This is a genomic window from Streptomyces sp. NPDC048718, assembly GCF_043198875.1.
In the GTDB taxonomy this organism is placed as follows: Bacteria; Actinomycetota; Actinomycetes; order Streptomycetales; family Streptomycetaceae; genus Streptomyces.
In genome coordinates this window covers 1-13,277 of record NZ_JBICVG010000004.1, presented here as the reverse complement: position 1 = coordinate 13,277, position 13,277 = coordinate 1, and the positions used below count along the sequence as shown (strand labels likewise).

At 69.8% G+C, this 13,277-nt stretch carries 11 protein-coding genes and 1 riboswitch; of the genes, 7 read left to right on the top strand and 4 right to left on the bottom strand.

All coding sequences use genetic code 11. From position 1 onward, the window contains the following. Positions 1-109 precede the first annotated feature (109 nt). From ACGFRB_RS08340 to ACGFRB_RS08325, 4 genes are all read right to left on the bottom strand, one after another. Entirely contained in the window at positions 110-1,642 is a 1,533-nt protein-coding gene (locus tag ACGFRB_RS08340; protein ID WP_393240644.1) for a glycoside hydrolase family 3 protein, read from the bottom strand. A gap of 9 nt (positions 1,643-1,651) precedes the next feature. Further along, on the bottom strand, positions 1,652-2,521 hold the full coding sequence (locus ACGFRB_RS08335; protein WP_363001791.1) for a carbohydrate ABC transporter permease: 870 nt from the start codon (positions 2,519-2,521) through the stop codon (positions 1,652-1,654). Between the two features lie 35 nt (positions 2,522-2,556). After that, complete coding sequence (locus tag ACGFRB_RS08330) at positions 2,557-3,549, bottom strand: sugar ABC transporter permease (RefSeq protein WP_363001438.1); 993 nt, start codon at positions 3,547-3,549, stop codon at positions 2,557-2,559. Positions 3,550-3,653: 104 nt separating this feature from the next. Further along, positions 3,654-4,937, bottom strand: coding sequence for an extracellular solute-binding protein (locus ACGFRB_RS08325; protein WP_363001440.1), 1,284 nt, complete (start codon positions 4,935-4,937; stop codon positions 3,654-3,656). 285 nt (positions 4,938-5,222) lie between these two features. On the opposite strand from ACGFRB_RS08325, the gene ACGFRB_RS08320 reads away from it, so the two are divergent. The 7 genes from ACGFRB_RS08320 to ACGFRB_RS08290 all read left to right on the top strand — a co-directional run bounded on the left by ACGFRB_RS08320 (position 5,223) and on the right by ACGFRB_RS08290 (position 13,187). Then, positions 5,223-5,987, top strand: coding sequence for a GntR family transcriptional regulator (locus ACGFRB_RS08320; RefSeq protein ID WP_363001793.1), 765 nt, complete (start codon positions 5,223-5,225; stop codon positions 5,985-5,987). A 315-nt stretch (positions 5,988-6,302) separates the two neighbouring features. Then, positions 6,303-6,560 carry a DUF3311 domain-containing protein gene (locus ACGFRB_RS08315; protein WP_393240640.1) on the top strand — a complete coding sequence of 86 codons (258 nt, stop codon included), beginning with the start codon at positions 6,303-6,305 and terminating at the stop codon, positions 6,558-6,560. Continuing rightward, the gene (gene mctP, locus ACGFRB_RS08310) at positions 6,557-8,179 is read left to right on the top strand and encodes a monocarboxylate uptake permease MctP (protein WP_393240638.1); all 1,623 of its coding nucleotides are present in this window, start codon (positions 6,557-6,559) and stop codon (positions 8,177-8,179) included. Before ACGFRB_RS08315 ends, mctP begins: the two co-directional genes overlap by 4 nt. A gap of 104 nt (positions 8,180-8,283) precedes the next feature. Further along, on the top strand, positions 8,284-8,892 hold the full coding sequence (locus ACGFRB_RS08305; RefSeq protein ID WP_393240635.1) for a hypothetical protein: 609 nt from the start codon (positions 8,284-8,286) through the stop codon (positions 8,890-8,892). 43 nt (positions 8,893-8,935) lie between these two features. Then, positions 8,936-9,454, top strand: a complete 519-nt coding sequence (locus tag ACGFRB_RS08300; protein ID WP_393240632.1) for a GNAT family N-acetyltransferase — start codon at positions 8,936-8,938, stop codon at positions 9,452-9,454. A 48-nt stretch (positions 9,455-9,502) separates the two neighbouring features. Next, a riboswitch (cobalamin riboswitch) is annotated at positions 9,503-9,635 on the top strand. Positions 9,636-9,768: 133 nt separating this feature from the next. Further along, the gene (locus ACGFRB_RS08295; RefSeq protein WP_393240629.1) at positions 9,769-12,150 is read left to right on the top strand and encodes a ribonucleoside-diphosphate reductase subunit alpha; all 2,382 of its coding nucleotides are present in this window, start codon (positions 9,769-9,771) and stop codon (positions 12,148-12,150) included. Beyond that, complete coding sequence (locus ACGFRB_RS08290) at positions 12,150-13,187, top strand: ribonucleotide-diphosphate reductase subunit beta (protein WP_393240626.1); 1,038 nt, start codon at positions 12,150-12,152, stop codon at positions 13,185-13,187. Before ACGFRB_RS08295 ends, ACGFRB_RS08290 begins: the two co-directional genes overlap by 1 nt. The last annotated feature ends 90 nt before the right edge of the window (positions 13,188-13,277 follow it).

Here is a 13,277-nt window from a genome sequence, read left to right as displayed (position 1 = left end):
GCGGCGGCAGGTATGGCATATGCCGAGGCCCGGCACCTGATCCAGGTGCCGGGCCTCGGCATATGCCCGACGGAACGCCCCCCGGATCGCTCCTCGGAGAGCGGCGGCCTCAGCGGCCCGTGATCGCCTCCGCCGCCGCCCTGCCGCAGACGCGGGCGGCGCCGTGCGTGGCGATGTGCAGCGCGCCGCGCGGCTCCGACTCGTTCAGGCCCATCTCCACCACGACGGTGTCCGGACGGTCCGTGAGCAGGGCGTCCAGAGCCGCGGACATCCACGGATGACGGTGCAGGTCCCGGACGACCGCGACCACGCGCCGCTCCCCCGCCGCCGTCAGGACCTCGTCGGCCGTGACGTCCGCGCCGTACGAGCCGGTACGGGTCCCCGGCAGCAGCCGGCCCAGTTCGGCGGCGACGCCCCAGGGGGTCTCGTCGCCGACCGCGAAGTTGGCGGTGGGCGTGAACGCGGCCACGTACGGGGCGTCGGCGAGCGGGGTGAAGGGCGCCCCGCCCGGGGTGACCGTCAGAGCCCGGCGGGCCGCGACGAGTCCTACGTCGGCGCCGGAGCCGGAGCCGGGCGCGGTCCCCTCCGACGCCGCCGCGCCCGGTCCCGGCACGCTCCCGGCGACCCGGTGCGCCCTGGTCCAGGACGCCAGCGCGCGGACGCGCTCGGCGGCGTCGGCCAGCCGCTCCTCGGGCAGTTCACCGGTCCGCACCGCGGTCACCAGCGCGTCGCGCAGCCGCAGGACGGTGCCCTCGTCGGCCAGCCCGCCGCCGACGCAGATGGCGTCGGCGCCCGCGGCGATCGCGAGGACGGATCCGCGCTCGATGCCGTACGTCGCCGCCACCGCCCGCATCTCCATGCCGTCGGTGACGATCAGGCCGTCGAAGCCCATCTCCCGGCGCAGCAGACCGGTGAGGATCCGCGGGCTCAGGGTGGCCGGGCGCTCCGGGTCGAGCGCGGGCAGCAGGATGTGCGCGCTCATGACCGCCTTGGTGCCGGCCTCGATGGCGGCGCGGAACGGGCGCAGTTCCCGGGCACGCAGGGTGGCCGGGTCCACGTCGATCCGGGGCAGCGCGTCGTGCGAGTCGACGCTGGTGTCGCCGTGGCCCGGGAAGTGCTTGACGCAGGCGGCGACACCGACGGACTGCAGGCCGTCGACGTACGCCACGGTGTGCCGGGCGACCAGGTCGGGGTCGGCGCCGAAGGAGCGGACCCCGATGACCGGGTTGTCGGCGTTGGAGTTGACGTCGGCGGACGGCGCCCAGTTGAGGTCGACGCCGCAGAGCGCGAGCCGGCGGCCGAGTTCGCGGGCCACGGCCCGGGTCAGCTCGACGTCGTCGACACGGCCGAGGGCGTAGTTGCCGGGGAACGAGGAGCCCTCGTTGACCTCCAGGCGGGTGACGTCGCCGCCCTCCTCGTCGATCGCGACGAGGACGTCGTCGCGTTCGGCGCGCAGCCGCGCCGTGAGGGCGGCGAGCTGCTCGGGGCTCGCGACGTTGCGTCCGAAAAGGCCCACGGAGGACAGGCCCTCGCCGATGCGGCGGAGCAGCCAGTCGGGGGCGGTGGTGCCGACGAATCCGGGCTGGAGGACCGTGAGCGCGTCACGGGTCAGGGTGTCCGAACCGCGTACGAGAGTGGTCATGGGGCTCCGTTATCCCTTCACCGCGCCGGCCGTCAGACCGGCGGCCATCTTGCGCTGGACGATGAGGAAGAGGATCACGATGGGGACGGCCATCATGGTCGAGCCGGCCATCATGGGGGCGTACTCGGTGCCGTTCTTGGTGATGAAGTTGGACAGCCAGACGGTGGCCGTCTGGTTCTGCTGGCTCATCAGCATCAGGGCGTAGAGGTACTCGTTCCACGCCTGGATGAAGCCGTAGACGGAGGTGGCGACCATGCCCGGGGCGAGCAGCGGGAAGACCACCCGCAGGAACGCGCCGGTCGGGGTGCAGCCGTCGACCTGGGCGGCCTCCTCCAGCTCCTTGGGGATGTTGACGATGAATCCGCGCAGCGTCCACACCGTGAAGGGCAGGATGAAGGTCAGGTACGTGATGATCAGGCCGCTGAGCTTGTCGTACTGACCGAGGTCGTTGAGCAGCAGGAAGACCGGGATGATCATCGCGACCAGCGGGACCATCTGGACGGCCAGGATGCCGACGATGACGACCTTGCGGCCGCGGAAGGCGAAGCGCGAGATGGCCAGGGCGGCGAGCAGGCCGATCGCGATGCCGATGACGACCACGACGGCCGACACGACGAGGCTGCGTCCGACCGGGCCCCAGAAGTCCGCGATGTCCAGCGCGCGCCGGAAGTTCTCCAGCGTGAAGGTGGACGGGAAGAAGTGCGGGTCGGGGTCGATCGCGTCCTTGGCCGGCTTGAAGGCCGTGTTGAGCATCCAGTAGACGGGGAAGCCCAGGGTGACGAAGACGAGCAGGCCGAGGAGGTTCCAGCCGGCCTTCGACTTGCGCGGCTTGCGGGCCTTGGCCGGCCGGGGGGAGACGGCGGGTGCGGCGGCGGGCACGGGTGCCGGTGCGGGTGCGGATGCCTTGGTGACGCTCACTCGACATCTCCGATCTTGAGCATCTGGCGCATGTACACCGCCACGACTCCGAGCAGCAGCAGCACGGTGACGACGGCGATCGCCGAGCCCGTGCCGTAGTCGTTGACGACGAAGGCCTTGTCGAAGGAGTACGTGGTGAGGAGCTGGAACTCGGCCTCGGGGTGGCCGTTGCGCATCACGTAGACCTGCGGGAAGACACCCATGTCCCAGATGACCGACAGCGTCGTCAGCATGACGATGATGGGCTTGAGGATGGGCAGGGTGACGTAGCGGAAGACGCCGATCGCGCCGGCTCCGTCGAGGCGCGCGGCCTCCTCCAGCTCCTTGGGCACCTGGGTGAGGCCGGCGCTCAGGGTGATGACGACGAAGGGCACGGCGCCCCAGACCACCAGGAGCATGATCACGGCGAGGCCCTGGGGGCCGCTGGCGAACCAGTTGTGGCCGATCATGTCGACCCCGGGCAGCCTGCTGAGCAGCCAGTTCAGCACGCCGTAGTCGGCGTCGAAGAGCCACTTGAAGATGGCGGTGGAGACGATGATCGGCATGCCCCAGCTCGCCACGAGCACGATGTTGATCAGGGCCTTGACCCAGCCCGAGACGCGCTGGAGGAGCAGGGCGATCAGCATGCCGAGCACCATGGTGAAGATCACGGCGCCGGCCGCGAAGATCACGGTGCGCAGCACGACGGTCCAGAACTCGCCGTCGCCGAGGATCGCGGTGAAGTTGTCGAAGCCGGCCGACTCGGCTTCCTTGAAGCCCCACAGCTGCGGCTGGCCGAAGCGCTGGAACGAGAGGGTGACCAGGCGCACCAGCGGATAGCCGAGCACCAGGATCAGCACGATCAGACAGGGCGCGAGGAGCAGCCAGGGTATGCCCGCTCCGCCCTTTCTCTTGCCGCCCCCGGAAGCCGGGCTCGCGGCTTTGGAGCCCGATGGCGGCGATTGCCGCACCGGCGGCACCTTCGCGGTGGTTGTGTCAGCGGCACTCATCCCGTGCTCCTCAGCGATCCCTCTCGTGATACGGGCGGCAGGGTCCCGCCGCGCGGGCCTGCCCAGTGGACAGACCCCGCGCGGCGGGACCCTGCGACATCAGGTCACTTGGTGTTGATGACCTTGTCGATCGCGGCGTCGGCGTCCTTGGCGGCCTGCTCGACCGGCTTCTTGCCGTTGGCGATCTCGATGAGCATCGTCTTGAGGATCTGGGCCTTCTCGACCTGGCCCCAGCCGGGGGCGGTCGGGACGAACCAGCTGGACTCGGCGGCGGTCGCCGGGACGGCGGTGGCCGGGTCGCTCTTCAGCGGGGCGAGGGCCGCCTTGTTGTTCGGCAGGTTGCCCTTGGCGACGAGGCCCTTCTGGCCCTCGGCGCCCGTGAAGGCGGCGATCCACTCGGCGGCGACGTCCTGCGCCTTGGACTTGACCGGGACGGCCAGGTCCGAGCCGCCGAGGAAGACCGGGAGGTTCTTGCCGGACGGGCCGGGCATGACGAAGTTCTCGAGCTTGTCCTTCAGACCGCCGACCTTGTCGGTCTTCGGGTCGGCGGCGGTGGCGCCCTCCCAGCCGGCGGCGAAGATCGTCGCGGACTTGCCCTGGCCGAAGACGACGGGACGGTCGGCCTCGTCCTTCGTCTTGTCGCCGTGCATGTACTTGTCGACGATGTTCTTGTACTCCGTCAGGCCCTTGAGGGACTCGGTGGAGGAGAGGTTGGCCTTCCAGGTCTCGCCGTCCTGCTTGGCGATGGAGCCGCCGGCGTCGTAGACGAAGGACATCGCGGCGTACCAGTCCGGCGACGGCTGGTACCAGGCGCTGAACTTGTCGCCCTTCTTCTTCTGGATGGCGTCGAGCGCGGCGGTCAGCTCGGCCCAGGTCTTCGGGGCGGCCTTGACGCCCGCCTCGGTGGCGACGTCCTTGCGCCAGGTGCCCACGCGGCCACCGGCGTAGTACGGGACGCCGTAGGTCTTGCCGTTGTAGGTGACCGAGTCCTTGAGGGCGTCGAGCCACTTGTCGGAGTTCTCGAACTTCGACGGGTCGACCTCGGCGAAGGCACCCTTGGCCATGTAGCTGATCATCTCGGAGTTGCCCATCTCGACAACGTCCGGGGCCTTGTCGGTCGCGAGCACCGCGTCGAGCTTGGTGTTCTTGTCCGGCCAGCCGTAGTACTCGTGCTTGATCTTGATGCCCGGGTGCTTCTTGGCCACCGTGTCGTCGGCGGCCTTGACCAGCTCCGGCCAGTTGTTCTGGGCGTCGACCGTCAGCCAGACGGTCAGCTCCTTGGCGTCGCCGCCGGCCTTCGCACCGCCCTTGTCGTCGCCGCCACCACACGCCGCGATACCGACCATCATGCCCGCGACACCGATCGCCGCGATGAGCTTGCGCTTCACGCCACCCTCCTCAGGGATGCCTGCTCCCCCTGACCCACCACGCGAAGACGTACGTCGAGTACAGCTGTGGGGCCGGGACCTGGTCTTTAATGGTTTAGACCAGTACCCGGAGCTTGGCCTAGACCTTTAGGGGTGTCAAGGGTGTATAAGAAGGGCAGTCGCGTCCGTTATCGGACCGACACCTGAGGGAGGGCGATGACCCTCGACCGGTCCGTGCCACCATGTGAGCCGCGACAGACGGAGGAGCCGGTGACGGCAGCAGCACAGGAGTCGGGAAGGCGGGCCATGGCCACGGACGCGGGCAGTACGGAGACGGACAGCGGGATCGCCACCCGCACCGCGCGCGTACCCAAGTACTACCGCCTCAAGCGCCACTTGCTCGACATGACGGAGACCCTGCCGCCCGGCACCCCGGTGCCGCCCGAGCGCACCCTGGCCGCCGAATTCGACACCTCGCGCACCACCGTACGCCAGGCCCTCCAGGAGCTGGTCGTCGAAGGCCGCCTTGAGCGCATCCAGGGCAAGGGCACCTTCGTGGCCAAGCCCAAGGTCTCCCAGGCCCTCCAGCTCACCTCGTACACCGAGGACATGCGCGCCCAGGGCCTCGAACCCACCTCCCAGCTCCTCGACATCGGGTACGTGACGGCCGACGACACCCTCGCCGGGCTGCTCGACATCTCCCCCGGCGGCCGGGTGCTGCGCATCGAGCGGCTGCGGCTCGCGAGCGGCGAGCCGATGGCGATCGAGACGACGCACCTCTCGGCCAAGCGCTTCCCCGCGCTGCGCCGCTCCCTCGTCAAGTACACCTCGCTCTACACGGCCCTGGCCGAGGTGTACGACGTGCACCTGGCCGAGGCGGAGGAGACCATCGAGACCTCGCTGGCCACCCCGCGCGAGGCCGGGCTGCTCGGCACCGATGTCGGTCTGCCGATGCTGATGCTCTCCCGCCACTCCGTGGACCGGCGGGGCGAGCCGGTCGAGTGGGTGCGCTCGGTCTACCGGGGCGACCGGTACAAGTTCGTCGCCCGCCTCCAGCGCCCGCTGGACTGACCCGCGACCCCTCCCGTTTTCTCCCGCTTTCCCCCTGCCGCGGCGAACGGCCGCGCTCCCCCTTGCGGAGCGTGGCCGTTCGCCGTTTTCACGCCACGCACCGGAAGCGCTCTCGCCACATCCGGTCCACATATTGAGATTTGGCGACACTAATTGGTCTACTCCAGGCCAATCATGACCAGATATGGCCGGATTCAATCGAAAACGAGTCCCTGGCGAGTCGCATCCGTTATGCGGGAAAGGGTTACGCGGAGGTGAGCCCGTCCCCTAGATTTCCCACCCATTACGCGGTGATCACCAAGGGGACGGACGGCCATGTCACAAGCCACGCAACAAGGAAAACCACCAGTCGTCACACCCCTGAGGGTGGTGATCGGGCTCCTCCTCGTCGCACCCTTCGTGGCGATGCTGTGGGTGGGCTCCTACGCGAAGGTGGACCCCACCTTCATCGGCATCCCGTTCTTCTACTGGTACCAGATGCTGTGGGTGCTCATCTCCACGGCTCTCACCGTGATCGCCTACCTGCTGTGGCAGTCCGACCAGCGTGCGCGCAAGGGGGGTGACGCGAAGTGAAGGACGGCGTGAACGGCGTCGCGCTCGGCGTCTTCATCTTCTTCTTCCTGGCCGTCACGGTCATGGGCTTCCTGGCGGCCAAGTGGCGCCGCCCCACCAACGAGAACAGCCTCGACGAATGGGGTCTGGGCGGTCGCTCGTTCGGCACCTGGATCACCTGGTTCCTGCTCGGCGGCGACCTCTACACCGCGTACACCTTCGTCGCCGTCCCGGCGGCCATCTACGCGGCGGGCGCGGCCGGCTTCTTCGCCGTGCCGTACACCATCCTGGTCTACCCGCTGATCTTCACCTTCCTGCCCCGCCTGTGGTCGGTCTCCCACAAGCACGGCTACGTCACCACCTCGGACTTCGTGCGCGGACGGTTCGGTTCCCGGGGTCTGTCGCTGGCGGTCGCCGTCACCGGCATCCTCGCGACCATGCCGTACATCGCGCTCCAGCTGGTCGGCATCCAGGCCGTCCTGGACGTGATGGGCGTCGGCGGCGGCGAGAACACCAACTGGTTCGTCAAGGACCTGCCGCTGCTCATCGCCTTCGGCGTGCTGGCCGCGTACACCTACTCGTCCGGTCTGCGGGCGCCCGCGCTGATCGCGTTCGTCAAGGACACCCTGATCTACATCGTCATCGCGGTGGCGATCATCTACATCCCGATCAAGCTGGGCGGCTTCGACGAGATCTTCGCCAAGTCGAGCGAGGCGTTCGCCACGACCAACCCCGCCACCGGCAAGCCGCGCGGCACGCTGGCCCCCGGCGAGGCGGGCCAGTGGACGTACGCCACGCTGGCGCTCGGCTCGGCGCTCGCGCTGTTCATGTACCCGCACTCGATCACCGCGACGCTCTCCTCCAAGAGCCGCAACGTGATCCGCCGCAACACCACCATCCTGCCGCTGTACTCGCTGATGCTGGGCCTGCTCGCGCTGCTCGGCTTCATGGCGATCGCGGCCGGGGTGAAGGTGAGCAACGGTCAGCTCGCCATCCCGCAGCTCTTCGAGGACATGTTCCCGGACTGGTTCGCGGGCGTGGCCTTCGCCGCGATCGGCATCGGCGCGCTCGTGCCGGCCGCGATCATGTCGATCGCCGCGGCCAACCTCTTCACCCGCAACATCTACAAGGACTTCATCAAGCCGAACGCGACCGCCGAGCAGGAGACCAAGGTCTCCAAGCTGGTCTCGCTCCTGGTGAAGGTCGGCGCCCTGATCTTCGTCCTCACCATGGACAAGACCGTCGCCATCAACTTCCAGCTGCTGGGCGGCATCTGGATCCTGCAGACCTTCCCGGCCCTGGTCGGCGGCCTGTTCACCCGCTGGTTCCACCGCTGGGCGCTGCTCGTCGGCTGGGGCGTCGGCATGATCTACGGCACAGCCGCCGCATACGGGGTGGCGAGCCCCACGCAGAAGCACTTCGGCGGCTCGTCGGCGGAGATCCCGGGCATCGGCGAGATCGGCTACATCGGCCTCACCGCCTTCACCCTGAACGTGATCGTCACCGTCGTCCTCACCCTGGTGCTGCGCGCCGTCGGGACGCCGGACGGGGTCGACGAGACCTCGCCGGAGGACTACACGGCGGACGCCGGCGACAAGGGTGTCGTCACCGAGCTGCCGAAGGTCGGCGCCGGGCACTGACGCCTCGGCCGACCGCGACAGCGACACGGAGCAGTTCCGGGGCCGCCGGGCCTTCCCGAGGGAAAGCCCGGCGGCCCCGCCCGTTCTCCCGCGAGTATGAACGGATGAACTCTCGTACGTTTTTGACCAGCCGCCCGCTGCTTCTGCCCTTGGCCCTGCCCCTGGCGCTGGCCCTCACCGGCTGCGGCAGCGTGATCGCCGGCGCCCCCTCCCAGGCCGAGCTGGAGGAGCGCGCCGGGTACGCGCAGCTCTCCCTGGACCATGTGTACGTCACGGAGATCGAGGGCTTCACCCTCGCCCGCCAGTCGGTCGGCGTCATGGGCGACGACGGCTTCCAGGCCACGTACGTCGCCAAGGACGGCACCCAGGTCACCCTCGGCGCCGATCGCGGCACCTTCACCGACCAGGACTGCGCCGCCTCCCCGAAGTCCGCCCCCTGCGCGCCGGAGAAGCCCGGCTGGTACCGCACGTCCGACGGACAGCACACGTACATCCGCGTCGAGGACGGCGTACGGATCACCCTCGGCGCCCCGCTCACCGTCGGCAAGGACCGGCTGCGTGCCGCCGCCGAGCGGGCGCACCGGGCCGACGCCCGCGAACTCGACGACGTGCTGCCCGAGAAGCCGGCGGGCGGCGGGGCACCCGTACAGCGCGGCGATCTGCCCGCGGAGGGCGACGGCGCGCCCGACAACAGCGTGGGGGTCGGTGGCTGAAATTCTCCCGCGCCGGCCCTCTGCCCCCGACAGACTGGCCTCCATGGACTTCACGATCAGAGCAGCGCGCCCCGAGGACTACGAGCGCCTCGGCGAGATCACCGTACGGGCCTACCGCGACGACGGCTTCCTGGCGTTCGGCGAGGCCGACGGCTATACGGACCTGCTGCGCGACGTGGCCGGGCGCGCCGCCGAGGCGGAGGTGCTCGTCGCGGTCGACGCGGCGGAGACGGTCCTCGGAGGGGTGACCTTCACCACCGGGGGCGAGAAGTGGGCGGACACCGCCCGCGCGGACGAGGCCGAATTCCGGATGCTGGCCGTCGACCACGCGGCCCGCGGCCGGGGCGTCGGCGAGGCGCTGGTGCGGGCGTGCGTGGACCGCGCGCGGGCCGTCCCCCGCTGCGCGCGGATCGTCCTGTCCACTCAGCGGACCATGACCAAAGCGCACCGGGTCTACGCCCGGCTCGGCTTCGTCCGGGCCCCCGAGCGGGACTGGCAGCCCGTTCCCGGGGTGGACTTCACCCTGCTCTCCTACGGTCTGGAGCTGCGGGACACGGTCTGAGGCCTGACGCCGGGACACAACATGTGGGGGGTGCCGCAAGCGGCGCCCCCCACATGTATGCTCGTCCTCGCTGTCGTCGCAGGGGAATCCGGTGGAAATCCGGAACTGTCCCGCAACGGTATGGTTCGTGCTCTTTCGCGCGGCCGGAGTCCGAAGACCTGTGGACAGCGCACCCGGTCCGTCCGTTCCGGGTGCCACAGACGTCCGGGCCTCGCGGAGTGGGCCGGTGGACGCGGCGCGCCGCGCGTATCCCGGCCCCCGCTCGTCCCCGTATCCCCCGTGCAGGCCACGAGCCGAGCGAGGGAGAGCCCCCAGTGACCATCGCGCCCGCCGATCCGGCTTCGGCTGTATCTTCCGAGGAGATCGCGGCCCAGAGCGACGGCCCCGGAACCGCGCTGCTGCGGATCCTGACCGACCTCACCGCCGACCTCACCGACACCGACCCCGGCCGGGTCGCCGCCGCCGCGCTGCGCGGCCGGCACCCCGGCTCGGACACGGCGGAGCTGCGCGAACTCGCCACCGAGGCGGCGGCCGGCCTGATCGCCGAGGACCCCGCGTACTCGCGGCTCGCCGCCCGGCTGCTCACGCTCACCATCGCCGAGGAGGCGGCCGGACAGGGCGCGGTCTCCTTCTCCGAGTCCGTCGCCACCGGTCACCGCGAGGGTCTGATCGCCGACCGGACCGCGGAATTCGTGGCCCTGCACGCCGACCGGCTCGACGCCGCGATCGACCCGGCCGGCGACGACCGCTTCGGGTACTTCGGTCTGCGCACCCTGTACTCCCGCTACCTGCTGCGCCACCCGATCACCCGCAAGGTGATCGAGACGCCGCAGCACTTCATGCTGCGGGTCGCCGCCGGTCTCGCCGAGGACGACAGCGTGCGCGCGCTGGAGGAGGTCGCGGCGCTGTACGGGCTGATGAGCCGGCTCGACTACCTGCCGTCCTCCCCCACGCTGTTCAACTCCGGCACCCGCCACCCGCAGATGTCGTCCTGCTACCTCCTCGACTCCCCGAAGGACGAGCTGGACTCCATCTACGACCGCTACCACCAGGTCGCGCGCCTGTCGAAGCACGCGGGCGGCATCGGTCTCGCGTACTCCCGCATCCGCGCCCGCGGCTCGCTGATCCGCGGCACCAACGGCCACTCCAACGGCATCGTCCCGTTCCTGAAGACGCTGGACGCCTCCGTCGCCGCGGTGAACCAGGGCGGCCGGCGCAAGGGCGCCGCCGCGGTCTACCTGGAGACCTGGCACGCGGACATCGAGGAGTTCCTGGAGCTGCGCGACAACACGGGCGAGGACGCCCGGCGCACCCACAACCTCAACCTGGCGCACTGGATCCCCGACGAGTTCATGCGCCGGGTGAACGCGGACGCCGACTGGTCACTGTTCTCCCCGGCCGACGTGCCCGAGCTGGTCGACCTGTACGGCGCGGAGTTCGACGCCGCGTACGTCGCGGCCGAGGCGAAGGGCCTGGCCCGCAAGACGCTGCCGGCCCGCGAGCTGTACGGCCGGATGATGCGTACCCTCGCGCAGACCGGCAACGGCTGGATGACCTTCAAGGACGCCGCCAACCGGACCGCGAACCAGACCGCCGAGCCCGGCTCGGTCGTCCACTCCTCGAACCTCTGCACCGAGATCATCGAGGTCACGGACGACGGCGAGACCGCCGTGTGCAACCTCGGCTCGGTCAACCTGGGCGCCTTCGTCGACACGGCCACCGGCGAACTGGACTGGGAGCGTCTCGACGCGACCGTCCGCACCGCCGTCACCTTCCTCGACCGGGTCGTCGACATCAACTTCTACCCGACCGAGCAGGCCGGGCGCTCCAACTCCCGGTGGCGTCCGGTGGGCCTGGGCGCCATGGGTCTCCAGGACGTCTTCTTCCAGCTGAAGCTGCCGTTCGACTCGGCGGAGGCGCGGGCGCTGTCCACCCGGATCTCCGAGCGGATCATGCTCGCCGCGTACGAGGCGTCCGCCGACCTCGCCGAGCGCAACGGTCCGCTGCCCGCCTGGGACAAGACCCGCACCGCGCGAGGTGTGCTGCACCCCGACCACTACGACGTGGAGCTGACCTGGCCGGAGCGCTGGGCCGCGCTGCGGGCCCGGATCGCCGAGGTCGGCATGCGCAACAGCCTGCTGCTCGCGATCGCGCCGACGGCGACGATCGCCTCGATCGCCGGTGTCTACGAGTGCATCGAGCCGCAGGTCTCCAACCTCTTCAAGCGCGAGACGCTGTCGGGTGAGTTCCTCCAGGTCAACGCGTACCTGGTGGACGAGCTGAAGCGGCTGGGCGTCTGGGACGCCGAGACCCGCGAGGCGCTGCGCGAGTCCTCGGGCTCCGTGCAGGACTTCGCCTGGGTGCCGGCCGAGACGCGGGCGCTGTACCGGACGGCCTGGGAGATCCCGCAGCGCGGTCTGATCGACATGGCGGCGGCCCGTACCCCGTTCCTGGACCAGGCGCAGTCGCTGAACCTGTTCATGGAGACGCCGACCATCGGCAAGCTGTCGTCGATGTACGCGTATGCCTGGAAGCAGGGTCTGAAGACCACGTACTACCTGCGCTCGCGCCCGGCCACCCGGATCGCCCGCGCCGCCCGCGCCGCCGCCCCCGTACCGGCGCAGTCCCCGGCGCCCGACGCGGACGCCATCGCCTGCTCCCTTGAGAACCCCGAGTCCTGCGAGGCCTGCCAGTAATGACCGCCGACAAGAACCAGAAGAACCTGCTCGACCCGGGCTTCGAACTGACCCTGCGTCCGATGCGCTACCCGGACTTCTACGAGCGCTACCGCGACGCCATCAAGAACACCTGGACCGTGGAGGAGGTCGACCTCCACTCCGACGTGGCCGACCTCGCCAAGCTGTCCCCGGGCGAGCAGCACATGATCGGACGGCTCGTCGCGTTCTTCGCGACCGGCGACTCGATCGTGGCGAACAACCTGGTGCTGACGCTCTACAAGCACATCAACTCCCCCGAGGCGCGGCTCTACCTCTCGCGCCAGCTCTTCGAGGAGGCCGTGCACGTCCAGTTCTATCTGACGCTGCTCGACACCTACCTCCCCGACCCGGCGGAGCGCGCGGCGGCCTTCGCGGCCGTCGAGAACATCCCGTCGATCCGCGACAAGGCGCAGTTCTGCTTCAAGTGGATGGCCGCCCTGGATGGGGAAAGGGGGGCAGAAAAGATCGACCGGTTGGAGACGCGGGCCGACCGCCGGCGCTTCCTGCTCAACCTGATCTGCTTCGCCGCGTGCATCGAGGGCCTGTTCTTCTACGGCGCGTTCGCGTACGTCTACTGGTTCCGCTCGCGCGGTCTGCTGCACGGTCTGGCCACCGGCACCAACTGGGTGTTCCGGGACGAGACGATGCACATGAACTTCGCCTTCGAGGTCGTGGACACCGTCCGCAAGGAGGAGCCGGAGCTCTTCGACGACGCGCTCCAGGAGCAGGTCACCGCGATGCTGAAGGAGGCCGTCGAGGCGGAGCTCCAGTTCGGCCGCGACCTGTGCGGCGAGGGTCTGCCGGGCATGAACACCGAGTCCATGCGCGAGTACCTCCAGTGCGTCGCCGACCAGCGGCTGACGCGGCTGGGCTTCGCGCCGGTGTACGGCTCGGAGAACCCGTTCGCGTTCATGGAGCTGCAGGGCGTCCAGGAGCTGACCAACTTCTTCGAGCGCCGCCCGTCGGCGTACCAGGTGGCGGTCGAGGGTTCGGTGGACCTGGACGAGGACTTCTAGGGCGTGTTTCGAAAGTAGCTCCGTCCGCCCGGAGGGCGGGGCCTGCGGCGTCTGGTGCACTGCGCTCGCTTCGCTCGCTCCGTCTCGGCG

What these genes read in the sequence shown, in the direction of transcription:
- ACGFRB_RS08340 (WP_393240644.1), bottom strand. Translation starts at nt 1,642, where the DNA reads ATGACCACTCTCGTACGCGGTTCGGACACCCTGACCCGTGACGCGCTC.
- ACGFRB_RS08330 (WP_363001438.1), bottom strand. Translation starts at nt 3,549, where the DNA reads ATGAGTGCCGCTGACACAACCACCGCGAAGGTGCCGCCGGTGCGGCAA.
- ACGFRB_RS08320 (WP_363001793.1), top strand. Translation starts at nt 5,223, where the DNA reads ATGGCCACGGACGCGGGCAGTACGGAGACGGACAGCGGGATCGCCACC.
- ACGFRB_RS08315 (WP_393240640.1), top strand. Translation starts at nt 6,303, where the DNA reads ATGTCACAAGCCACGCAACAAGGAAAACCACCAGTCGTCACACCCCTG.
- ACGFRB_RS08305 (WP_393240635.1), top strand. Translation starts at nt 8,284, where the DNA reads ATGAACTCTCGTACGTTTTTGACCAGCCGCCCGCTGCTTCTGCCCTTG.
- ACGFRB_RS08300 (WP_393240632.1), top strand. Translation starts at nt 8,936, where the DNA reads ATGGACTTCACGATCAGAGCAGCGCGCCCCGAGGACTACGAGCGCCTC.
- ACGFRB_RS08290 (WP_393240626.1), top strand. Translation starts at nt 12,150, where the DNA reads ATGACCGCCGACAAGAACCAGAAGAACCTGCTCGACCCGGGCTTCGAA.